We start from the raw sequence: 22,041 nt of genomic DNA, 5'->3' as shown, positions 1-22,041 counted from the left end.
ACACGCTCCAACCCTGCCTTAGACTCCGAACAGCAACCTTGGAATGTCCCTAACCCTCTCGTCCGTGTAGTTTATGAATGCCTTGAGGAGCCGGTAGATTTCGAAGAGCCTCGCCTCCTCACCGGTTCTTGGCTTTTCCCTCCTATCTGCGCGCGAAAAGGCGTCGAGGACATCAAAGCGCTTAGCTAAAAGCCTCGGCGTTTCCTCCTCCATAAGCCAGTTTATGAAGTAGTAGACGTTGAAGGCCTTCTCCCTGTTGGTGGGATAAAGCTCCCTGACGAATGAAAAAGCTCCCACAATGACGTTCTCCAGTTCCTCCGACGAGAGTTTTTCCAGGGCCTTCAGGTACTCCTCTTTTAGCTCCCTCACGGTTTCATCCTCGCGGTAGCTTGATTTCCAGAGTTCAACACCCTTTAGCACCCTCTTTGGGTTCCTGACGTAAACAGCACCTTTATTTCCGTCGACGATTACCTCATCGCCGTCCCTTATCGCTTCAACGTCAACCCCGACCACGCAGGGAATTCCGAGCTCCCTCGCTATTATCGCCGGGTGGGAGAGAATGCTATCCACCTTCGTCACTATTCCTGCGGCCTTCGCGAAGAGGTTGTAGTGCTCGGCGTGGAGAACGTAGGTAACGAGAACCTCGCCTTCCCCAAAAATCATCTCGGCCTCTTCTGGGGGCTGGTCGTCCAGCACAAACCGCGCCCTACCTCTCGCCACTCTAGGGCTCGCCGGGATGCCCTTTAGAGCGTACCAGTTCTCGGCGCGGATATTCTCTGTCTCCCCTTTCTGACCGAGCACCGTTATGTCCCTTGACTGGAGTATCCAGAGCGTTCCATCGTAGGCCCACTCTATATCTTGCGGCCTTCCAAAGAGGGACTCGACTTCAAGACCCACGGTGAGAAGCTCCCTCATAAGCTCGTCATTAACCTCTTCCGGGTTTCTTGGAAGCAAAACCCGCTCAGCGCTTTTTCTACCACCCACAAGCTCCTCGCCGCTCCCCCCTACAAACTCGACTAAAGCTTTTTCCGGTTCTGTGGACGAGCGTGTAAAGAGCACACCAGCGAACTCGGGCGTTACCTCCCTCTGGACTATCGCCGCCATTCTCGGCTCTTCTTTTAGGCCCATCCGCTCCATGTAAGCCCTAACCCTCTCAGAACTGGCGCTCTCAAAAACCCTTTCTATTCCTTTGATTAAATCGTCGAAGGAGTTCACTCCAGTAATGCTCTCGAAAACCCCTGCAAAGCTCGCCTTAGAGCCGTCTTCTACTGTCGCGGAACTGCGCACAACGACTGGGAACTTTCCTTCGAGGAGGTAGGGAGAGGTGAAGTAGTCCTTCACTTCTTCCACGACTTCCTGGGGGAGCTTTCCTTCCTCCTTCCAGAGATCGTAAGCTCTCGTGGTCACCACGAAGCCTGTGGGCACGTTGAAATACCTTGTAAGGATCGAAAGGCGGTGGGCCTTGTTTCCGATTTCATCCACGCTGCCCCCAGCGGAAAGCGAGCGGACGAACATTTATAATCCCCTTTAGTGAAGGGAACACTACACTAAAAAGGTTTTTGGCAAAGAGTGCAAAGAAGGAGAATTTGAGAAGTTACTTCCTCGCCCACTCCACCATGCTCCTGAACAGCTTCAGCCCGTCCTCACTGCCCAAAAAGCGGTCGCTCGCCCTCTCTGGGTGAGGCATCGTTCCGAGGACGTTGCCCTTCTCGTTTGCTATCGCCGCTATGTTGAGGAGCGAGCCGTTCGGGTTCGCTTCCTCCGTGATGTTGCCTTTCTCGTCGCTGTACTGGAAGGCGATTCTGACCTTTGAGGGGTCGTCAGCGTAGTAGTTGCCCTCGGCGTGGGCTATCGGCATCCTGATGACCTCTCCGGGTTCGTAGAACTGGGTAAATGGGGTTTCGGTATCGGCGACCCTGAGGTGCACCCACCTGCAGATGAACCTCGGAACTTTGTTCGGCCTCAACGCCCCGGGTAAAAGGCCGGCCTCAGTCAGAACCTGAAAGCCGTTACATATCCCGAGGACGGGCTTCCCATCTCGGGCGAACTCCTTCACTTCCTCAATTATCTCCTGACGAGCTGCTATAGCCCCTGCCCTTAGGTAGTCGGCGTAGCTGAAGCCCCCGGGAAGGACGACGCCGTCAAAGTCCTTAAGCGAGGTCTTGTACCAGACTCGTTCAGCTTCCGCCCCAGCCTTCCGTATAGCTCTCTCAGTCTCGAAGTCGCAGTTCGTTCCCGGAAAGACAACGACGGCAAACTTGACCATGTCAGCTCACCGGCTCTATGCTGTACTCCCACTCGTGGATGAGGGGATTGGCGAGTAGCTTCCTGCACATCTCCTCGGCTTCTCTCTCTGGATTTTCGCTCTCGAGCTCGAACTCGAAGTACTTGGGAACCCTGAGGTTCTCCACCTTAAAACCGAGGTTTCTCAGCGCGTTCTGGATGACCCTCCCTTCTGGATCGTTCAGCCCCTCCCTGAGCCTTACGATGACCTTAACCTTCCACTTCATCCTCATCACCTCACGTAACAACCTTCTCAAGCTCGTCCAGCTCAATTGCCCTCTTGATTTCGAGCGCAACCCTTCTTCCCGTGCTCATCTCCTTCCGCCAGAGGGCGTTGCCGTAAGGATGTCCCATCGCCATGTGGATGTTTGTTCCCCCACCGGTTCTCGGGGCAACGTCGTAGATGTAGAAGTTCAGATCCTTGTCCACCGCAGTCTGGAGCGTGAACGGCCCGATTATTCCGGGTGGATAGTATCTCTTTGTTGCCTCGACGTACTTCTCGGCCATGTCGAATACCTTCTCCAGAAGAGACTCGCGGAGCGTCGAGGAAGCGTGGCCGGTGACGGTATATTCGGGCTCGAACTGCCACTCTGGAAGTGTGAGCTGCTGGCTTGCTGGAAGCCTAACGTGGCCGTCCAAACTCGTCTCAAAGCGCCAGTCTATTCCGAGGAGCTCTATCTCCTCATCGAGCGGCGAGTAGAAGAAGTCGAAGTTGAAGACCGGGCCGATTATGTAGCGCTCTATTCTAGCCCTGGCGAGATCTTCTTCTGTGATGACGCCGAGCTTCATTAAGCGCTCTGACTTCTCCCTGAACTCTTTGTAGGAGGCGGCCGTGAAGAAGCCCCTCTCAAGCCTCTTCTTTGCGTGGGGGAGCTTGACTATGACGAGGCCTACCTCGTCGATTTCCTCCGGCTTAACGGGTTCTGGGTAGGGTAGACCTGCCTTCTCAAGGAGCCAGTAATAGCTCTTCTCCTCGCTCCTCTCCTCGCTTCTCAGAAGGTTTCTGCTTCCAAAGAGGGGCACAAGGAATTCGTTCTCAACCCTGTCAATGCCAGTGTAGACAACAAAGGAGCGGTTCGGAACGAATATCACGTTCCTCTTCCTCAGCTCCTCCTGGATATCTATGATGTTGGCAAACTTCTCCAGGATCAGGACCTCGTCAATGAAGCCCTTGGTAAGACCGTCCCTTGTCTTCTTCTCCTTGAAGTACTCCGCATAGGTTTTGTGTCGCCCCCTCTGGGCAACCACGATTGTCTTAAAACCCTCCGCCTTTGCCCCATCGGCTATGTCAAGGGCCGAGTGGCTCCCGATGACGCCCACCTTTATCTTATCCTTCTCATACCCTTCAAGAACCTCAAGAATTTGCTTCCGTTCGATCATTTCACTCACCCCTCATAGCCCTAACAAGCTCTATTCTCCTTGCTATGCTCTCCCTCGTCCCCACGTCCTTCCTGTAGAAAATTTCCCCCCTTACGTGCCTTATTCCAGCTGAGGCTATTCTTTCGGCCTCCTCCAGAGAATCGGCAACTCCAACAACGGCCAAAGCCCTTGAGCCGAGCATCCTGAAGTTCTCGTCGAGGGAAGCGTAGTAGACTTTAGCTCCCTCTCCACTGATTTTCACTTCATCAACGTGAAGTTTGACCCCTCTAACGGGGTTGGTTGGATAGCCCTTTGGAGCGATGTATTTCACAACGGTGGCCTTCCGCTCGAACTCCGCTCTTTTGAGGTTGCCATCCACTATTCCCTCGCCTATTTCCACGAGAGAGCTCTTCAGAATCGGCAGGACGTTCATTGCCTCTGGATCGCCGAAGCGGGCGTTGAACTCTATTATCTTCGGCTCGTCCTTGGCGACCATGAACTGGCCGTAGAGGATGCCCTTGTAGGGTGTCCCGTTCTTCCTCATGGCCTCGACGGTTGCTTTGAGCGTCTCAAGGGCCTTCTCGTAGTCTTCCTTGGGGATGAAGGGGAGAAGATGGTCCTCGCAGGAGTAAGACCCCATACCTCCTGTTATCGGTCCCACGTCGCCTTCGTAGGCGTGGGGGTAGTCCTGCGCGAGGGGCATCGGGACGACTCTCTTCCCGTCGGTGAAGACCTGGAAGGTGAACTCCACGCCGTCGGTGCGCTCCTCGATGAGGACCTTCCCGTCCCTCTTTATCAGCTCCTCGGCGTAGGCTTTAGCCTCCTCGTTGTCCTTCAGCTGGTAGCCGACGACCTTGACACCCTTTCCACCCGTGAGGCCAAGGGGCTTGACGACAACTGGCCTTCCAAAGTCGTCGATCCAGGATTTCATCTCTGAAACGTCGTCGAAGACCTTGAAAAGCTTCCTTCCGGGAATCTTGTACTCTTCCATCAGCCACCTCGCGAAGGCCTTGTTGGTCTCGAGCATGGCCGCTTCCCTTGTGGGTCCTACCGTTGGAACCCCGTTCTCTTCCAGAACGTTGACGATGCCCTTCTCAAGGGGCGCCTCCGGACCGATGAAGGCCATATCTACTCCCCACTTGAGGGCAAAGTCGAGGACTCTCGGGACGTCGGTTTCCTTCGCGAGGGCGTAGTCCTTTGCGAGCCTCGCGATTCCGGGGTTTTTGTGGCCTGCCACAACGTAAAGCTCAGCATCTCTGGCAAGGACTTCAGCGATCGCGTTTTCTCTCCCACCTGCACCCACGAGCAGAACGCGCATGAGTTTCACCATTTTTGTGTAAAAAATTGAGGTTTTTAAGCTTTATTTTTACATTTAATTGGCAAAAAACTGTTTAATAGAAGTTGCTCCTAACTACTGGAGAGGGGACACCTATGGGGCTTTCAAGGTTGGTTGATTCTGTTCCTGAAAACGGAGTACTCACAGTTATTGCGAGGGGGCCCGATTCCAACGGGGACGTTATTGGGGTAAGGCTTCTCAAAGAGCTTATAAGGCGTGAAGAGCCTGTCTTTGTGGTTCTCTACGAGCCACTCCTCGTTTTCAGGTCTAACCTGGAAAGAGTAGGGATTTCTCTGGAAGATGTGCTTGGGGAGAAGTTTGTAGTTTTTGATGTCTTCGGGAGCTTTAAGGGGATAGATCGGAATCTCCCCCACGTTTATCAGCTGAGCGGGTACCTTGACGACGGTGTTTTTGTCACCAAGTACAGTGATTTTGTAAGAACTCTATCCGAGAAAATATCGGCCAGCCGTATCTGGCTCTTTACGTATTTGAGTTCTGGGGCCTGCAAGCTCTTCAAGAACCCCAGGAAGACCTACCAGTTGGTATGGAGTACAAAAACTGAAGTGACGAGTAAAATCCCAGACATTAGGGCCATACTGGTCTATGACAGTACAGACTGCCCCGAGATAGAGGACTTTATCTACACGTTCTCCGATATTGTGGTCGAGGTTACGAGAGAGATGTTTAAGAGAAAGGCATACGTAACGAAGGGACTTGAACCCGAGGTTTTCGATCCTTTTGAGGGTGATGAACATGATTAAACTCGGGATAAAGCCTCTAGACGAGGCCCTTGGTGGGGTTAAGGAGCACTCATACATACTGCTTCACGAGGAAGACCCTCGCTCCCTCGGCCGTGAGCTAGTCTTTGAGTTCATGAAGAATAAGCTTGAGAACGATAACCTGGTAGGGTTCTTCAACATCAGCCATGCTCTTCCAATCCTCATTGAGATCATGAAAAAGAGGGGCATTAATGTTGATGAGTACCTTGATTCGCTCAACCTAGCAATAGTGGATACCTTTGGAAGTCTTTACGGCCCGAGGATAGAGAGGCGCGGTGTCTGGTACCTTTCAGGTTCCCTCTCCTATGAGCTTCTGTCCAGGAAATACGCTGAGGTCGTCAGGGCACACAAGGAGCTCTGGAAGAAGGAGAACATGTTTGAGGGCAGGGAGCTATGGGGAGTGGCTATGGACCTTTCGGAGTATTCAAATATTTTCGGGGAAGCCAACGCCCTGAGCTACTTCGAGGTCTCTGCTGAGATTAGGAGACGCCACAGGGCCTACAGAGAATACCCAACGGGCACTAACATATGGGTCTTTTCTGGAAAGCCCGATCGTGTGTTCTCGTCCCTTTACAGGAGGGTCGATTACGTTGTGAGAACGAGGAGCGAGCTCACCGAAGAGGGGGTAAAGCGCTATATGTGCATACTCAAGGCCCCGGGGGTGTCTGATGTTATATCATTCGAGTACTCATTCACCCGGAATGGCATTGAGATGAAGAGGACTGATTAGCAAAGATTTTGAATTTTTATCCCGAGCCTTTTAATCGGCAAAAACAAAGAAGAATTAAGGGGGGAGATCCCCATTCTCAATTTTACCTTCCTCTCCCATTCCACTCTCTTATTCGAACTTGATTCCTGGTTACATCCCCTTTACTTAACCCTGCTGATTTTAGTACACCCACGTAACTTACCAGCGTGTAATGCTATTCCTGGGACTATTTAAATTTTTCGGGTATTTTCCAATACATTGGACTAGTAAGCATATATGCTCATTTTGTTAATGGCCAGAACTGTATCTAAGGAATGCCTACATCACTTAATTTTTGCCATAGGTGTTCATAACTTTGTAATAACATTCAACAGTTCGAAGCGGAAGAAAATTGAAGAATCAAAACAGGCGTCAGAGTAAGTGCTTTCTCTTCTCGTAGTCCTGGGAGTGCCAGTTAGCTGATCTCGTCCTCAGCTCTATCGAGTGGGCCACCATTTCGGCCTTCCTCTTTGCCTCTCCCACGTCTTTGTCCCACGCTATTGCAACGCCGAGCCTCCTTCCAGGGTAGGCCTCGGGCTTGCCGAAGAGCCTCACTGTGGCGTTCGGGACGCTGAGAGCCTTTGCCAGCCCCCTAAAGCGCGGTGAATAACCGGAAACGTTGGCCTTTATGACGTGAGTGGCCGCTGGAGTAAGCATAGGGAAGAGCCTGTAACCGTCTACCCACTCGCCTGGAATCGGGAGTCCGAGAACTGCCCTAAGGTGAAGTCCAAACTCCGAAAATCCAGTGGGGTGAGATGCCAGAGTCACCATGCCGGTGTCGTGGGGCCTCGGGGAGACCTCGTTTGCCCATACCTTATCGCCTTTCACGAACATCTCGACGCCAAAGATGCCCAGTCCGCCGAGAACGTCCGTTATGCGCTTCGCTATCCTGTAAACTTCCCTCTCGGCCCTTTCGCTTATCTCGGCTGGCTGCCAGCTCGAGTGGTAGTCGCCGTCAATCTGATAGTGGCCAACGGGCTTGGGGAAAGTAGTTACTACCTCACCGTTTTCGTCGTAGTGCCTCACAGCTAACTCCGTAATCTCCACATCGAAGTCTATGTGCTCCTCCACGATGAGTTTCTCGGCACTTCCCCTGGCTTTCTTCTTGGCCTCCTCCCAGGCTTTCGGGACGTCCTCAGGGCCTTTGACGAAGTAGGAGCCCTTCCCCGAGGAGCTCATTATGGCCTTGGTGTGGCAGGGGTAGCCTATCTTTTCACAGGCCTCGTAGAGCTCGTCGAGAGTTGAGGCATAAGTGTATCTGGAAGTTGGAACCTTCGCTTCCCTTGCCAGGGTCTCCCTCGTCCTCTCGCGGTGCATTGCTATCCACGTTGCTTTGGCGTTCGGAACTACGAAGTAGCCGTCTTTCTCAAGCTCGAAGAGGGCATCTAGATTTATAGCCTCGATCTCTGGAATTATCGCATCCGGTTTCTCCCTCTCGACGACTGAAAAGAGAAAGTCTGCTTTCCTCATGTCTCCCACGTAGGAGCGGTGGGCAATCTGCATAGCTGGGGCGTTGGCGTAGCGGTCAACGGCGATGACCTCAACTCCCAGCCTTTGGGCCTCGATCGCTATCTCCTTCCCGAGCTCTCCGCTCCCGAGGAGGACTATCTTCTGAGCGGAATCAGTCGTGGCAGTTCCAAGTTCATCGCGGGGCCTTATCATGAGCACCACCCCTTGTTTTAACGTTTAAATGTTAAAAACTTAAGATATTTAAGCCTTTTTAGTCATGAAAATGGCAAACTTTTTAAGCCGTTTCTCCAACTCTCCCCGGTGGTGCTCATGCTGACCTACGCTCAGGCGGGAGTCGATGATGAAAAGACTTCGAGGGCCTTGAAAAGCATAATCTCTCTTGCCAAGGGGACTTTCGAGTTCAGAAGGGGTAAGCTCGGAGAGCCGGCCGAAGACCTCGGCCACTACGCGGCCTTAATGGACTTTGGTGACTTCTATCTTGCCATTACTACGGACGGAGTTGGGACGAAGGTTTTGGTGGCTGAGGCCGTCGGGAAGTTCGACACGATAGGAATAGACATGATAGCGATGAACGTAAACGACCTGCTCTGCGTTGGGGCCGAGCCGGTCGCTTTGGTTGACTATCTTGCCGTTAAAGAGCCGGATGAAAGAGTGTTCGAGGGGATAGCGCAGGGCCTATACGAGGGGGCAAGGCAGGCTGGAATAGCTATCGTCGGAGGCGAGACCGCTGTGATGCCTGATCTAATCAACGGCTTTGATCTGGCTGGAACGGCCATCGGAGTCGTTGAGAAGAGGAAGGTGATTACCGGGAAGAAAATCAGGCCGGGGGATGCTGTGATTGGAATAAAGAGCTCGGGAATACACTCCAACGGTCTTACTCTTGCTAGAAAGCTCCTCATCCCCAAGTACGGTCTCGACTACGAGTACGAGGGGAAAAAGCTCTGGGAGTGGCTCCTCGAACCTACGAGGATTTACGTCAAGGCCGTCCTTGAGCTTATCGAGAACGTTAAGGTGCACGGCTTGGCACACATAACAGGAGGGGGCCTTCTCAACCTCAAGCGCCTTACTTCCTTCGGCTTCTCCATTGAGATGCCGCCTATTGAGGGAATCTTCAGGCTAATCTATGAGAACGGCGTCCCTCTTGAGGAGATGTTCCGCGTTTTCAACATGGGCGTCGGGATGGTTGCCGTTGTCCCGCGGGAGGAGAAGGAAGAGGCCCTCCAGCTCCTAAACAGACACTTCGAGAGCTTCGAGCTCGGAAAGGTTGTGAGAGAGCCTGGAATAAGGATCGAGAACTATGGGATAAAGCTTTAACGTCTCATTCCTCTTCTTTCTTCGGTGATATCATGGAGCTGACGGTCAGGAAGAAGGCATTCCTTGAGCAGCTTCCGGACGTTGTTAAAACGGCCGTTGAGGAGTACGGCACTGCCCTGAAAGGCATAGAAATAAAAGAGGACGATAAGGGCTGCTACACCGTCATGATTACCTACGAACGGGAGCTTCGCCTGTGATCCTCTCATAGAGCCTCTCGTAGGCGGAGATGAGATCGCCCTTGCCGAAGCGGAAGACGTCCTTGTCGAGGCTCTCCTTGGTTTCGGCATCCCAGAAGCGGCAGGTGTCGGGGCTTATCTCGTCGCCGAGGACTATTTCGCCCCTCGTGTTCTTTCCGAACTCCAGCTTGAAGTCAACCAGGATTATCCCCCTCTCCGCGAAGTACTTTCTCAGGACATCGTTCACCTGAAGGGCAATTTTTTCCATCTCTTTAAGTTCGCTCTCACCCACACCCAGGACTCTGGCGTGGTACTGGTTTATCATGGGGTCTCCGAGAGCGTCGTCCTTGTAGTAGAGCTCTATTATCGGCTCCGGGAGTTCCATGCCCTCCTCAAGCGGAAGGCGTTTCTTTAAACTCCCAGCCACGACGTTCCTCACCACAACTTCCAGAGGGTACATCTTGAGCCTCTCGCAGATGAGCCTGTTGTCGCCTGCTACACCGATGAAGTGGGTCTTTATGCCGTTCTCCTCAAGAACCCTGAAGAGATGGGCACTTATCTGGGCGTTGAGCCAGCCCTTTCCTCTGAATTGGGCCTTCTTCTCGCCATTAAAAGCGGTCGCATCGTCCTTGAACTCCATAATGACCTTACCGTCATCGAGAGGGATTATTTTCTTGGCCTTTCCTTCGTAGACGTCCACGCTAATCACCATTTTTATGTAAAAACTTTGTTCTTTTTAAGAATTTTTTGCCATTAGAATGTCAATCACTGGGCAAAGTTTTTAAACTTGAATCTGCAAAAGACTATCGTATGAAACGTTTAAATTAGCACGTTTAAATCAAAAACCCCTTTCAAGACGGTGCCCGGTGAGAGCAATGCGCGAAAAGTGCGGTATCTTTGCAGCACTCTCAGAGAACGCGCCGAAGAAAGCATACTACGCCCTGATAGCCCTTCAACACCGCGGCCAGGAGAGCGCAGGAATAAGCGTATGGAAGCACAAAATAAGAACCGTTGCTGACAGGGGACTTGTCCAGGACGTTTTCAATGGGAAAACACTCTCCTCTCTCCGCTCCAACCTCGCGATTGGGCACGTCCGCTACTCCACATCCGGCTCCCTCACCGAGACCCAGCCGCTTGAAACGGAGTGCTGTGGGAAGAGGATAGCAGTTGCCCACAACGGCACCCTCACGAACTTTCTCCCTCTGAGAAAGAGTTATGAGAATAGGGGGGTTAGGTTTCACCACTCCGTTGATTCTGAACTTCTTGGGATTTCGTTTCTCTGGCACCTGAATGAGACCGGCGACGAGTTTGAGGCCATGAGAGAAGTCTTTAACGAGGTTAAGGGCGCTTATTCGGTTGCTCTGCTCTTCGACGGCAAAATCCTCGTAGCGAGAGATCCCGTAGGGTTCAGACCGCTGAGCTATGGGATTGGGGACGGCCACTACTTCGCGAGCGAGGATTCGGCTTTGAGGCTTTTCGTTGACGAGACTGAGGGTGGGGAAATAAGGGACGTTCGGCCGGGCGAGGTCTTTCTACTCTCGGAAGGGAGTGTGGAGAGTAGAGTTCTGGCGAGGGAGAAGCACCACCACTGCGTCTTCGAGTACATCTACTTCGCCCGGCCAGACAGCACCCTGGACGGTGTGAACGTCTATCATGCGAGGGTGAAGATGGGAAGGGAACTTGCTAGGGAGAGTCCCGCCGATGCAGATGTTGTGATAGCGGTTCCCGACTCTGGAAGGGCCGCTGCACTGGGCTTTTCGATGGAGAGCGGGATTCCCTACTCGGAGGGTCTGATAAAGAACCGCTACATAGGGAGAACTTTCATAACCCCCGGCCAGTTCTACAGGGAGCTTAAGGTAAAGCTCAAGCTCTCGCCCGTGAGGGAAGTTATCAACGGAAAGAGAGTCGTTCTCGTTGATGATTCCATAGTCAGGGGGACGACCATGAGGAGACTAGTTTCCCTTCTGAGGAAAGCGGGAGCGAAGGAAGTGCACGTGAGAATAGCGTCGCCGCCTATAAGGCACCCCTGCTACATGGGTATAGACATCCCGACGAGGCACGAACTTATAGCTGCCTTCGGGAGCGTTGAGAAGGTGAGGGGAGCGATATGTGCTGACAGCCTGGCATATTTAAGCGTTGAGGGCCTTATCAGGGCTGTTGGCAAGAAAGACCTATGTCTGGCGTGCCTCACAGGGGAGTATCCGGAGTGGGCCTTCAGGTTTTAATGAACCGCTTCCTCAAAGCTTCAACAACCTTATCGCTGAAGCGGACTCCTTTGGTCCTGAGCTCAAGCAACAGGGGTTCGAGGTCTTCTTTTAGGAGGCCCCTTTCTTTGGCGATGAAAAGCAGCGCCAGGGTTCCCGCAACCTTTATTCCGAGGGACTTCGCTATGATCCTCGGGATCCTCTCATCGAGAACCAGCAAATCCGCGTTCAGCTCCCTGGCGAGCACTATGGCCTCGGCCTCTCCAATCTCGATCTCCTTCATGAGGATTTCAACGCTCAACCTGTCGTTTACGTCCTGAACCTTTATCCATTCTGCTTCGCTCACTTCCCGGGAGCCAGGACGGCCTCTGCCCTTCTCTACTACCTCTGCCCATACGGCTCGGGGGATGACAATCTCACCAAACAGCTCTCGTAGAAGTTCCAGTTTTTCAATCTTTGCAAGGGCTATTAGCGGTCCGGAGTCGGATACAACTATCATAGTAACCTCTCCAGGGTTTCTATGTCCTCCTGGAGATCTTCCTCAGTGTAGTTCAAAGGAACGCCCTTGGAGGCCAGAATTTCCATCATCTCTGCTTTGGTGACCCCAGCAATCTCTGCCGCCTTTCCAAGGCTAACTACGCCCTCCCGATAGAGTTCAACGGCGAGGTATATCCTGACAAGCTTTGGTAGCTGTTTCTCATCGACTCTGAGGATTCGCGAGAGGTCTGAGGGAATGACAACGGTGACTTCTCCCATCTTCCCACCATATCCAGTTGTTTTTGAGCCCTAAAAATATGTCGGCGACGGGGCGATTAGACTTTCCTAACCCTAGCCGCCGCGAACTTAAATTCTGGCGTTCCGGCCTTGTTTAGCGCATGGCTCGTCAGCTTGTTGGCCTTGAAGTGGAAGGGGACGGCGATAACTCCTTGGGGCACGTCCCCAATCTCCGCCGTCATTCTGATCTTCCCGCGCCTCGTCTCCACCTCTACCCAGTCCCCGTTCTGTATCCCGAGTCTCTCAGCATCTTCACGGCTTATCAGTGCTTTTGGCTCGCCCATGAGTCTGACAAGTGACGGGCTCCTCAGCGTCATCTCCCCGGTGTTGTAGTGACCTATAAGCCTGACCGTCGTGAGGACAAAGGGGTACTTATCGTCTGGGCCCTCCCAGGGAGGTATCCACTCAACTGCCATGAAGCGGGCTTTTCCATCCGGCGTTGCAAACTCCCAGGTGTGAAGCCTCTTCTTCGGCAGGAAGATTCCGTCCGAGTTCTTCAGCTCCTCTACGCTCTTCTCCTCAAGCTCCGGGAATAACCTGAAGTACTCGGCGGTTATTTCCTCAACTGAGGTGTAGTTAAAGCCAGGCAGACCGAGTGCCTTTCCGAGCATCGTCAGTATCTCCCAGTCGGGCTTTGAGTCGTATGCTGGCTCGCAGACTTTCTCGCTCCATTGAATTCTCCTCTCGCTGTTCATGTAGCTTCCAGCTTTCTCACAGAAGGCCGAAGCTGGAAGGAGATAGTGGGCATAGCGGGCCGTCCTCGTGGGGAAGATGTCCTGGACGACGAGTAAGTCAAGATTCCTTAAGGCCCTTCTAACCCTCATGAAGTCGGCCTCGCTGACAGCCGGGTTCTCGCCGACGATGTAGAGTGCCCTAACGTCGCCCTTCTCTATCGCATCCCACAGCTCGGTGAGGTAGAGGCCCCTCTCCGTCGGGAGGTCATCAACGCCCCAGAGCCCTGCAACTTTCTTCCTGAACTTCCCGTCAGTGAGCGGGACGTAGCCGGGTAAAAACTCGCTCAGAGCGCCCATATAAGCGGCCCCCTGCACGTTGTTCTGGCCGCGCATCGGGTAGAGGCCTCCCCTCTCGCCGATGTAACCGAGAAGCAGTGCGAGGTTTATGAGCGCGAGCACGTTCTCTACACCTGAAACGTGCTGGGTTAACCCCATCCCCCACATCTCTGCCCCGCTTCCGGCCAGGGAGAAATCCCTCGCCACTTCCTTGATCTTTTTCGCGGAGACTCCGGTTACCCTCTCGGCGTACTCTGGAGTGTACTTTTTGACCGCCATTCTTACCTCAGAGAAGCCAGTTGTCCTGCTCCGGATGAACTCCTCGTTGTAGAGCTCCTCCTCGATTATGACATGAGCGAGAGCGTTGGCTAGGACTATGTCAGTCCCGGGCCTTATTATGAGCCTATGGTCAGCGAAGGCCATCGTCCTCGTTTCCCTCACGTCAACGACTATAATCTTGGCACCGCTCTTCTTTGCTCTCAGAATATAGTCCATGACGACTGGATGGGTCTCGGCTGGGTTGTAGCCCCAGATCAGGACGGATTTGAACTTCGGTATGTCCTCGTAGGGGTTGGTCTGTGCCCCCGTACCAACGGCCAGCTTGAGGGCGTGAACGGAGGCCTCGTGGCACAGCCTTGCACAGTTGTCTATGTTGTTCGTGCCGAAGAGGCGCGCTATCTTCTGGAGCAGGTAGTTCTCCTCGTTGGAGACCTTGGAAGACGCCAGAAAGGCAACCGCATCGGGGCCGTAGAGCTCCCTTATCTCCAAAAGCTTATTCGATATCTCCTCCATCGCCTGCCCCCAGCTTATTGGAACTATTTTTGAGCCGACGCGCTTGAGCGGCCTTTTGAGCCTGTCTCTGGATTTGACGATCTCAGTAGAATATAGGCCCTTGGGACAGAGTTTGCCCCTGTTCGGCTCGCCCTTGTATGGCTTTACTTTAAGTGTGGCGGGATCAATGAGAAGTTTGCAGCCAAAGCCGCAGTAAGGACAGACGACCTTCTTCACGCTACCACCTGTTTGGCAAGAAAAAGTCAAAACTAAAAAGTTTTTTGGTAAAAATTGAAAAAGAATTGCTAATTAATTTCACGACTAAAAAATTGAGAAAGCTTCGCTGTGCTATCCTCCTTGTATGTAGAACCCAACCTCAAAGTAGTTGTCCCCAACCAGGACATAGCTTGGAAACCCCCGCCAAAATGCCTGCATTATTAAGGATTCGTTTGTTCCGGCCAATACCGTAATGTAAGTTTGGTTGTTCCAGGGGTTTCTTATGGTCTCTATAACTCCCCAGGGGGAGGGTGTTGGATACTCCAGTGGCAACTGCTTCACGGACTGGTTTGTAATTTCAAACGAGAAAAACTCTTTCACTGATGCGCTGTCTCTCTGGAGAATCCACGATCCATTGAAAACGAACTTCACCGGAAGTCCGTCGTTGAGCTCTTTCACTAGGTCGTTTGTCTGCGGCGTTCCAATGAGGATCAAGTTGGCCTTGGTATCCTCGGGAGTCAGCTCATCGTAGGCTTTTATCTCTATTGATGGTGCTTGGCCAAACTCCTCATTGTAAGAGTCCTCGAGGGCATCCTTAATGGTTTTAGCGGCTTCTCTTTCTTGTTCACTCGATCCGGGGACTATAACCACCCGACCGTAATGGAAGGCAGTGTTCCACTCATGGTCCCATGTTACTGGAGAGAGCTCCCAGTAGAGGGTGCTTATGTTGGTTGGAGTCGCCCACGTTCTCATGTGTTCGACCAATGTGGGTGCGTACTGAGGCAAAGTGCTGTTGGTCTTCCACACAACATCGTACTCTTCGAGGAGTTTGGATAGTGGAGGGAAATACATTGACATCAGCAACGTTGAGTAAGTCATGTAGTCTTTGGGTATGCCACACTTTAGAGCCGCGTACTTTGCTATGCTTTCGGTTAATAACTCATTAAGATACCTAGAGAAGGAACCGTAATGGGGTGTATCGTAGGTGGTCAACGCTGGCAGTTCTTTTTTGATTTCGTCTAAGTAGTAGTCCATGCCCTCAAAAAGCTGGAAGTTTTCATCCAGGAACTCCCCCACGAAGGGATGTGCAAACTCATGGAACATCCTGCGAACCTGACCGTAAAGTCTGCGGGGAGTCGTATTATGCGAGATCCATCCGATGTAATAACTGGTTTCATTCTCCCAACTGGCGTGGGGGTGTATCCATACTGAGTACGAAGCTTCAATCCTGAACTTGGTGTACCACTTTCCGAAAAAACGCCAGTATATAGGGATTGCACAGTTTATGTATGCTGAGATATTGGAAGTCGCCTTTGAATATTCTTTCAGATGTGCCCGATAAAATGCACTGAAGTTGCTCTCTCTGGCAAACTCTGATAAGAGCCTCAAATCTACTGCCAACACACTATCGTTGGTTATGTTCCCAAGGTATTCTAACTTCGCCAATTTGTTGCCAAATTTCATTATTGAATAGTCCCTAGTGTAATACGGGAGTGACGGGCCAAATACATCACGAACATATCCAACGACTACACTGTCATTGTACGGGCCAAAATAAGTTAAAACATCCTGTATGTACTCCTTGGGGGCTATTATGAAAGGATCGCTTCCATTGAAAGCGAGAATGTACACGACCGAGAACAGCTCCAGATTTGGATTAATCTCGACAGTTATATCTGCGGTGTGGTTTGCTGTTGCGTAGCTCGCCGTATTTGTTGTGGAGTTGGAATCCCTCCCAAGTTCCGTGGTGCTGGTAGTACCAGTTTCGGTAGAAGGCTGGGTAGTGTTCGAAGAAATACATCCTGCTGCCACAACGATTCCAACGAGGAAAAACACCAACAGCGTCTCTATTTTGGGCTTCACTTTTATTCACCAGTATCTTATTTGAGCTGTTGTCTTTAATAGATTTTCTTATTTGGTTAAATAGTTGTTTAAAAAGAGTGCACGTAATTTTTGGAAACTCTTCTTGTAAACTGTTCGGGGGATGAGATCTTTGTTTAAAAGCTATGCAGTAAATGATGGCCTTCAAAAATTAAGTGAACGATCTAAAAAGCGAAATCAAAGTGCCTTCCCCAGGAAGTACTCGTGCACCCTCGTGTCGTCGGTCAGCTCTGGGTGGAACTCAAGCCCGATGATGTTGTCCTGCTCAACTCCGACGACCCTGTCCCCGAGCCAGGCTATCGGCCTCACCCTCTCGCTGAGGAGCTCCACTATCCTCGGGGCGCGGATGAAGACACCGGGAAACGGCTCGTCGCTGAAGGCGAGCTTTATTGGGGCCTCGAAGCTGTCCACCTGCCTGCCGTAGGCGTTCCTGTTAACCTTCACGTCGAGGAGTTCGAGGAACTTTTGCTCCGGGGTAGCGCCGATGACCTCCCTGGAGAGCATTATCAGACCGGCGCAGGTTCCCATGATTGGAAGCCCTTCCTCGCCGAGCTTCTTTACGGGTTCGAAGAGGCCGTTCTTTACCATGAGTCTTGAGATTGTAGTGCTCTCGCCCCCTGGGATTATGATGGCCGAGATGTTCTCAAGCTGCTCCGGCTTCTTTAGCCAGATAACATCTCCAGAGACGCCGAGGTTTTCAAGGGCTCTCCTAGCAGCCCAGATATGCTCCTCCACGTCTCCCTGAAGGCCAATGACGCCTACCTTGACCATTTTATCACCTCCTAAAGCGGGAAGAAAAGAGGAAATCAGACGCCCCTCTCTTCGAGCCTGACCTCAAGCTCCTCGATGTCCTGGCCGCGCATCGGTTCGCCTATCTCCTTGCTGATCTCGACGAGAACATCTGGCTCGTCCCAGTGGTTGACGGCCTCAACTATCGCCCTCGCCATCTTCGGCGGGTTGGAGCTCTTGAAGATTCCAGAGCCGACGAAGACACCGTCCATTCCCATCTGCATCATCAACGCGGCATCGGCGGGGGTTGCGACACCTCCTGCCGCGAAGTTGACAACCGGAAGCCTTCCAAGCTTCTTTATCTCAAGGAGTATCTTGTAGAGCCCGTCAACGATCTCGCGGTAGGTGTAGTGGCCGTAGATCGGCTCGTTGTCGAGGACTCTCTGCGGAAGTCCAGCTATCTCCTTGACGTTGAGCGAGAGCCTGAGGTAGGGTTCCGCGAACTTTTCAGCAACGGCGTAGACCTGATCGTCGGTCATGGCCTGGATCTGCCTGATGCCCTCAGCCACGAGGCGGACGTGCCTGACGGCTTCAACTATGTTTCCGGTTCCGGCCTCGCCCTTGGTTCTGATCATGGCGGCGCCTTCCCATATCCTCCTGACGGCCTCACCGAGGTTTCTCGCACCGCAGACGAAGGGTACTGTGAACTCGCGCTTGTCTATGTGGAAGAACGGGTCTGATGGAGTAAGAACCTCGCTCTCGTCTATCATGTCCACGCCAAGGGCCTCGAGTATCTTCGCCTCGGCGACGTGGCCAATCCTGACCTTCGCCATCACCGGAATGGTTACCGCGTCCATAATCTCCTGTATCTTCTCGATAGGGGCCATCCTGGCGACACCGCCGGCCTTCCTGATGTCGGCGGGAACGCGGTGGAGGGCCATGACGGAGACTGCTCCTGCCTCTTCGGCAATTCTCGCCTGCTCGGCGTTGGTGACGTCCATTATAACGCCGCCCTTCACCATCTTGGCAAAACCGCGCTTCAGTCTCTCGGTGCCCTTGGCCTCAATAACATCAAGCTTTCCCATCTTCATCACCTTTTTGATGTTACTTGCAATAAGTTCAAGGCAAAACTTGAATATAAATCTTGGCTTCCCCGGGTTCCGTTTGTCGGGGTTGTATTTTTCTGAACTATCGTCATAAGCTTGTTAAACCATAAATAGTAGAATTTTTAAAGTTCTGGTACAATTATCCAGTGTGGTTGGGGAGGTTGAGCACAGCTTCAAGCTTCATGGTGAAACTGGTGATATTGACATTACTGCCTGGAAAAACGGTGAGATGGTTTATATTGAGTGCAAGAGAAGAAGTAGTAAAATATCTAGCGAACAATTATTGAAAGAGGCGGAATACGCCAACATAATGGGCGTAAGAAAACCAATCGTATATTACTTTTTTCTTTTGAAAGCCTCGCCCTTCAGGGTGGGGATGCAGTAATCGAAAGACCAGCCTGAGAGCAGGAAAGCAAAACTATTTTAAAGCCTAAAAAACATACCATACTTTGAAATGAAGCGGACAGTAACAGTAAAACTCCAGCCCTCAAAGGCTCAAGATAAAACCCTCAAGGAGTTAGCTCTAATCAGTTCAAAAGTTTGGAACAGAGTAAACTACCTTCGCAGGCAGGAATTCTTTGAGGGCAAACCAATAAACTTCAACAAAACCGAGAAGATTGTTTACGAAGAGTTTAAATCCAAAATAGGCTCAGCAGCAGTCCAGCAAATAGCGAGAAAGAACGCTGAAAGCTGGCGTTCATTCTTCTCCCTCTTAGGGGCCAAGCGGAACGGAGAACTTCCCAACTGGTTCGGGCCAAAACCTCCAAACTACATCAAGGAGAGAGGCTTAATCGTTCTAAGGAACGACCAATACAGGGTTGAGGGGAATAAACTCATCCTAAAAGGCCTTGGGAAGTTTAAACGCTTAGAAGTCCAGTTCAAGGGGAGAATACACCTGAAGGGCAAGCAGGGAAGACTGGAAATAACTTACGACCCCGTAAGGCGGAAGTGGTATGCTCATATTTCATACACGGTGGAAGAGAAACTAATCAATGGTGAGTGGGTTGAACTCCCAAGGCAACCCTTGGGCAACCTCTCCGCTGGAATTGACTTGGGAGTGAACAACCTAATGGCCGTTTATGTCGAAAACGGGGAAAGCTTCTTAGTGAATGGAAGACCGCTCAAGAGCATGGCCTTCTACTGGATGAAGAGGATTGCCGATTATCAGTCAAGGCTTAACAAAAGCGGTGCTAAAAGTAGCAAGAAACTCGCAAGAATGCACCAGAAGGCAAAACTTCAGGCTAAGCACTACATTAACACCGCAGTGAGGAGAACCGTTGAGAGGCTCTACCGTCTTGGAGTTTCGAGAATAGTTGTTGGTTATCCGAAAGGAATCGCCAGAAACTCTGACAAAGGCAGAAAGCAGAATTATCTTCTCTCTCACGTTTGGCGGTTTAACACAGTGATAAAACGGCTCAAGGAAGTCGCCGAAGAGTATGGTATTCAGGTTTTGGTGGTTGATGAGGCTTTCACTTCGAGGACTTGTCCCGTTTGCGGGAAGCCCCACGAGGGGGCGAGGTTTGTTCGTGGGTTGTTTAAGTGTCCCGCAGCGGGGCTTATCTTCAATGCAGACCTCGTTGGAGCGTTTAACATTTTGAAGAAGGTTGTGAAAACCATAACCCCGAGCTTGGGTGGTTTGTATGCCCAAGGGAGGGGTAACTGGCTCAAGGCCCGAGCCAGAGGGGTTGAAAACCTGGCTGAAAGTTGGGTTCAATGAGACCCCTCAAACCTCTCCGTCATTGGCAAGGGGTTGACTCGTTGGAACCCTCGCCGTTCACGGCGGGGAGGAGGTCAGTCACGCGATACTGCTAGTATGAGGCAATGGTACAAAATCAAGGATGCAATTCGTGATGCAAAATCCAAGTATAACGTTGAGATCAAAATTGAATATCACGGCTCGGAATTCAACTGAAAGGGTGAGGCCGATGGGGACGGAATACTTCCTCTGTTTTATTTTTGATAAGTCTCCGGAAGATACTGAGCGATTCGTTAGCTCGAACTTTAAAGTCCGGCTCCGAAAGCCGGACGAGTCCGATAGGAAGTTCATGGAGTTTGAGAGAGTAGAGTTCATCAAGAAGGGTCTCTGGAAGTACCCAGTAGTGCTGGTTAAGAAAGGAGGATTATGGCCGAACGATCCCTTAAAAACCGCAGATCCGCACTTTATGCCCATTGAGTACTTTAATCTAAGACTGTTCGAGGTTGGGGGTTATTCACTCCTCGAACTAAACCCGCACTCAAGGAAGTCCTGGGCGTTCGTGAAGTCCAGCGAGCTGTTGGAGTTTTTAAAACCCTTCCTGAAGTGGGGAGTTCTGCTAGTGGCGGGATACAATGACAGCATTGGTCTCACCGAAATAGGATTGGAAGAAGACGATGAGAACCTTCTCTTCATGGAACTCGTTGGGATAGCAAAGGAAGGAATTGCCCGTAAGGTTCCTTCGGCGCTGACGATCGTTCGTAAAGGCTATGTTAAACTCAATGAGGGCCTGTACGAGATTCCAATTCCCTGGTGTTCAAACGAGAGCGGATTCCTATTCATAACGGAGTTAATGGACTACACTGTCCTGTGGTTCCTTGGCAGCGTGGACTTTAACGATCCGGAGGATGTTTACGAGTCCCTCTACGAGCCCTGGCAACTGGCCAATGACATAACTATACCGGCTATGCTGCCACTAGAAGCCATCAGGAAGGTAAAGGGGGAAGGGTTGGAGAGATTCGTGAACCGAGTATTCAACGCTCATGTATCGGGGGATTGCGTTTTCTCTCCGTGCGGGGAGATACTGGAGGATTAAAAAGCCGTTAGAATGCGAAACATGACTAATTGATCATCAGTCGAGGATTCGTTTCGTATTTGTAGGGGCAAAGACGCAAAGACAAAGTTATACATAAGTTGGGGGGAAAGTCCTAAAGCTAAACCCTTAAGGGGTGAAATATTTTGAGTGAAGAAAAGAGTTCAGAAGTTAATTCCTTAAAGCCTGCCAATTATCTCAAGGCTTACATCAAAGTTCTTGACCGAGTGCGTGAGATACCCAAGGCTGATGACGTCAACGTCGAGCTTCGCGTATTCAGTTATGTTCTCGGGGGTTATCCCTCCGGAGACTTCTATTTTGACCTTCCCCCTCAGGCCTTCACGCTTGAGGGCTTCAATAACCTCCGCTATTTCAGCAGGCTTCATGTTGTCGAGCATTACCACATCGGCCCCTGCTCTCGCTGCTTTCAGGGCATCTTCAAGGCTCTCGACCTCAACCTCGACAACCTTGTAGATGGAGAACTCCTTGGCGCGTTTTATAGCCTCTTCAAGGGGAACTAAGGCGAGGTGGTTGTCCTTTATCAGTATCGCGTCGCTGAGGGAGAAGCGGTGCGTTTCTCCACCGCCGATGAGGAGAGCACGCTTGTCTATGGGTTTGAGGAGGGTCTTCCTCGTCCCGGCGACTCTGACTTTGGGGTTCACGCTCTTGACTTTCTCCACGAGCTTCCTGACCTCAGTTGCAATCCCACTCATTCTGCCCATTATGTTCAGGGCGGTCCTCTCCACCAGGAGAATCGCCCTCGCGTTGCCCTCAAGCTCGAGTATAACGTCTCTCTTCCCAACTAACTCTCCGTCCCGTTTTTTAACCTCTACTTTGACCCCAAAGTGTTCGAAAAGCGCTTTGGCCTCTTCCACGCCGGCTATGACACCATTCTGCTTTGCTATGATGACTGCCCTTGCCTTCATATCTTCAGGAATCACGGCCTCACTTGTGACGTCTCCAAAGGGCGCGTCTTCCTCGATGAACCTGAGCAGATACTCGAGCGGAACCATCACTCTCACCAGTTCTCACTCTAGTTCTCTCTTTATTTTGTTTTCTGATTTTGCCTTAATCACTGCCATTTTCCCTTCGGAGGGGA

Annotated in this window: 22 protein-coding genes; 8 read left to right on the top strand and 14 right to left on the bottom strand. The window is 51.6% G+C overall.

The genetic code is table 11. The features are described from left to right. Positions 1-18: 18 nt before the first annotated feature. The 5 genes from ACZ5TN_RS04855 to purD all read right to left on the bottom strand — a co-directional run bounded on the left by ACZ5TN_RS04855 (position 19) and on the right by purD (position 4,960). Positions 19-1,515: a PEP/pyruvate-binding domain-containing protein gene (locus tag ACZ5TN_RS04855; RefSeq protein WP_464917316.1), complete on the bottom strand. Its 1,497-nt coding sequence runs from the start codon at positions 1,513-1,515 to the stop codon at positions 19-21. Positions 1,516-1,594: 79 nt separating this feature from the next. After that, positions 1,595-2,266 (bottom strand): phosphoribosylformylglycinamidine synthase I, encoded by a 672-nt coding sequence (gene purQ / locus ACZ5TN_RS04850; protein ID WP_464917315.1) that lies wholly within the window; start codon positions 2,264-2,266, stop codon positions 1,595-1,597. Position 2,267: 1 nt separating this feature from the next. Then, a complete protein-coding gene (gene purS, locus ACZ5TN_RS04845; RefSeq protein ID WP_464917513.1) occupies positions 2,268-2,510 on the bottom strand; it encodes a phosphoribosylformylglycinamidine synthase subunit PurS in 243 nt (80 codons plus the stop codon). 10 nt (positions 2,511-2,520) lie between these two features. Beyond that, a complete protein-coding gene (locus ACZ5TN_RS04840) occupies positions 2,521-3,663 on the bottom strand; it encodes a formate--phosphoribosylaminoimidazolecarboxamide ligase family protein (RefSeq protein ID WP_464917314.1) in 1,143 nt (380 codons plus the stop codon). 1 nt (position 3,664) lies between these two features. Next, a complete protein-coding gene (gene purD, locus ACZ5TN_RS04835) occupies positions 3,665-4,960 on the bottom strand; it encodes a phosphoribosylamine--glycine ligase (RefSeq protein ID WP_464917512.1) in 1,296 nt (431 codons plus the stop codon). 113 nt (positions 4,961-5,073) lie between these two features. Here purD and ACZ5TN_RS04830 point away from each other — a divergent pair, with 113 nt between their 5' ends. Next, the gene (locus ACZ5TN_RS04830; protein WP_464917313.1) at positions 5,074-5,739 is read left to right on the top strand and encodes a hypothetical protein; all 666 of its coding nucleotides are present in this window, start codon (positions 5,074-5,076) and stop codon (positions 5,737-5,739) included. Further along, positions 5,726-6,487, top strand: a complete 762-nt coding sequence (locus tag ACZ5TN_RS04825; protein WP_232500589.1) for a hypothetical protein — start codon at positions 5,726-5,728, stop codon at positions 6,485-6,487. Before ACZ5TN_RS04830 ends, ACZ5TN_RS04825 begins: the two co-directional genes overlap by 14 nt. 390 nt (positions 6,488-6,877) lie before the next feature. Here the strand turns inward: ACZ5TN_RS04825 and purT are convergent, their stop codons facing one another. Further along, the gene (purT, locus tag ACZ5TN_RS04820; protein WP_011249162.1) at positions 6,878-8,167 is read right to left on the bottom strand and encodes a phosphoribosylglycinamide formyltransferase 2; all 1,290 of its coding nucleotides are present in this window, start codon (positions 8,165-8,167) and stop codon (positions 6,878-6,880) included. A 117-nt stretch (positions 8,168-8,284) separates the two neighbouring features. Between purT and purM the strand changes: the two genes are divergently transcribed. Continuing rightward, the gene (purM, locus tag ACZ5TN_RS04815; protein ID WP_464917511.1) at positions 8,285-9,289 is read left to right on the top strand and encodes a phosphoribosylformylglycinamidine cyclo-ligase; all 1,005 of its coding nucleotides are present in this window, start codon (positions 8,285-8,287) and stop codon (positions 9,287-9,289) included. A 32-nt stretch (positions 9,290-9,321) separates the two neighbouring features. Beyond that, positions 9,322-9,486 (top strand): hypothetical protein, encoded by a 165-nt coding sequence (locus ACZ5TN_RS04810; protein ID WP_464917312.1) that lies wholly within the window; start codon positions 9,322-9,324, stop codon positions 9,484-9,486. Here ACZ5TN_RS04810 and purC read toward each other — a convergent pair. Next, positions 9,458-10,165, bottom strand: a complete 708-nt coding sequence (purC, locus tag ACZ5TN_RS04805; RefSeq protein WP_464917510.1) for a phosphoribosylaminoimidazolesuccinocarboxamide synthase — start codon at positions 10,163-10,165, stop codon at positions 9,458-9,460. The genes ACZ5TN_RS04810 and purC overlap by 29 nt on opposite strands. 175 nt (positions 10,166-10,340) lie before the next feature. Here purC and purF point away from each other — a divergent pair, with 175 nt between their 5' ends. Beyond that, positions 10,341-11,690 carry an amidophosphoribosyltransferase gene (gene purF / locus ACZ5TN_RS04800; protein WP_464917311.1) on the top strand — a complete coding sequence of 450 codons (1,350 nt, stop codon included), beginning with the start codon at positions 10,341-10,343 and terminating at the stop codon, positions 11,688-11,690. On the opposite strand, the gene ACZ5TN_RS04795 is transcribed toward purF, so the two are convergent. The 6 genes from ACZ5TN_RS04795 to pdxS all read right to left on the bottom strand — a co-directional run bounded on the left by ACZ5TN_RS04795 (position 11,680) and on the right by pdxS (position 18,135). Beyond that, positions 11,680-12,168 carry a PIN domain-containing protein gene (locus tag ACZ5TN_RS04795; protein WP_011249167.1) on the bottom strand — a complete coding sequence of 163 codons (489 nt, stop codon included), beginning with the start codon at positions 12,166-12,168 and terminating at the stop codon, positions 11,680-11,682. The two genes, purF and ACZ5TN_RS04795, sit on opposite strands and share 11 nt — an antisense overlap. Then, entirely contained in the window at positions 12,165-12,425 is a 261-nt protein-coding gene (locus ACZ5TN_RS04790) for a UPF0175 family protein (protein WP_011249168.1), read from the bottom strand. The genes ACZ5TN_RS04795 and ACZ5TN_RS04790 overlap by 4 nt, the downstream gene beginning before the upstream one ends. A 56-nt stretch (positions 12,426-12,481) precedes the next feature. Next, the gene (fdhF, locus tag ACZ5TN_RS04785; RefSeq protein WP_464917310.1) at positions 12,482-14,461 is read right to left on the bottom strand and encodes a formate dehydrogenase subunit alpha; all 1,980 of its coding nucleotides are present in this window, start codon (positions 14,459-14,461) and stop codon (positions 12,482-12,484) included. 111 nt (positions 14,462-14,572) lie between these two features. Beyond that, positions 14,573-16,303 carry a hypothetical protein gene (locus tag ACZ5TN_RS04780; protein ID WP_464917309.1) on the bottom strand — a complete coding sequence of 577 codons (1,731 nt, stop codon included), beginning with the start codon at positions 16,301-16,303 and terminating at the stop codon, positions 14,573-14,575. Positions 16,304-16,498: 195 nt separating this feature from the next. Continuing rightward, a complete protein-coding gene (gene pdxT / locus ACZ5TN_RS04775) occupies positions 16,499-17,092 on the bottom strand; it encodes a pyridoxal 5'-phosphate synthase glutaminase subunit PdxT (protein WP_464917308.1) in 594 nt (197 codons plus the stop codon). Between the two features lie 35 nt (positions 17,093-17,127). Beyond that, on the bottom strand, positions 17,128-18,135 hold the full coding sequence (gene pdxS / locus ACZ5TN_RS04770) for a pyridoxal 5'-phosphate synthase lyase subunit PdxS (protein ID WP_464917509.1): 1,008 nt from the start codon (positions 18,133-18,135) through the stop codon (positions 17,128-17,130). A 169-nt stretch (positions 18,136-18,304) separates the two neighbouring features. Between pdxS and ACZ5TN_RS04765 the strand changes: the two genes are divergently transcribed. From ACZ5TN_RS04765 to ACZ5TN_RS04755, 3 genes are all read left to right on the top strand, one after another. Continuing rightward, on the top strand, positions 18,305-18,541 hold the full coding sequence (locus tag ACZ5TN_RS04765) for a hypothetical protein (protein ID WP_054840084.1): 237 nt from the start codon (positions 18,305-18,307) through the stop codon (positions 18,539-18,541). A 69-nt stretch (positions 18,542-18,610) separates the two neighbouring features. After that, positions 18,611-19,873 carry an RNA-guided endonuclease InsQ/TnpB family protein gene (locus ACZ5TN_RS04760; protein WP_464917307.1) on the top strand — a complete coding sequence of 421 codons (1,263 nt, stop codon included), beginning with the start codon at positions 18,611-18,613 and terminating at the stop codon, positions 19,871-19,873. Between the two features lie 208 nt (positions 19,874-20,081). Then, complete coding sequence (locus tag ACZ5TN_RS04755) at positions 20,082-20,945, top strand: hypothetical protein (protein ID WP_464917306.1); 864 nt, start codon at positions 20,082-20,084, stop codon at positions 20,943-20,945. 176 nt (positions 20,946-21,121) lie between these two features. On the opposite strand, the gene nadC is transcribed toward ACZ5TN_RS04755, so the two are convergent. Beyond that, the gene (gene nadC, locus ACZ5TN_RS04750) at positions 21,122-21,955 is read right to left on the bottom strand and encodes a carboxylating nicotinate-nucleotide diphosphorylase (RefSeq protein WP_464917305.1); all 834 of its coding nucleotides are present in this window, start codon (positions 21,953-21,955) and stop codon (positions 21,122-21,124) included. Positions 21,956-22,041: the final 86 nt, after the last annotated feature.

It is taken from the genome of Thermococcus sp. JCM 11816, assembly GCF_055396515.1.
Note: the sequence above shows the minus strand (reverse complement) of the source record. Positions and strands in the feature narration are given on the sequence as shown.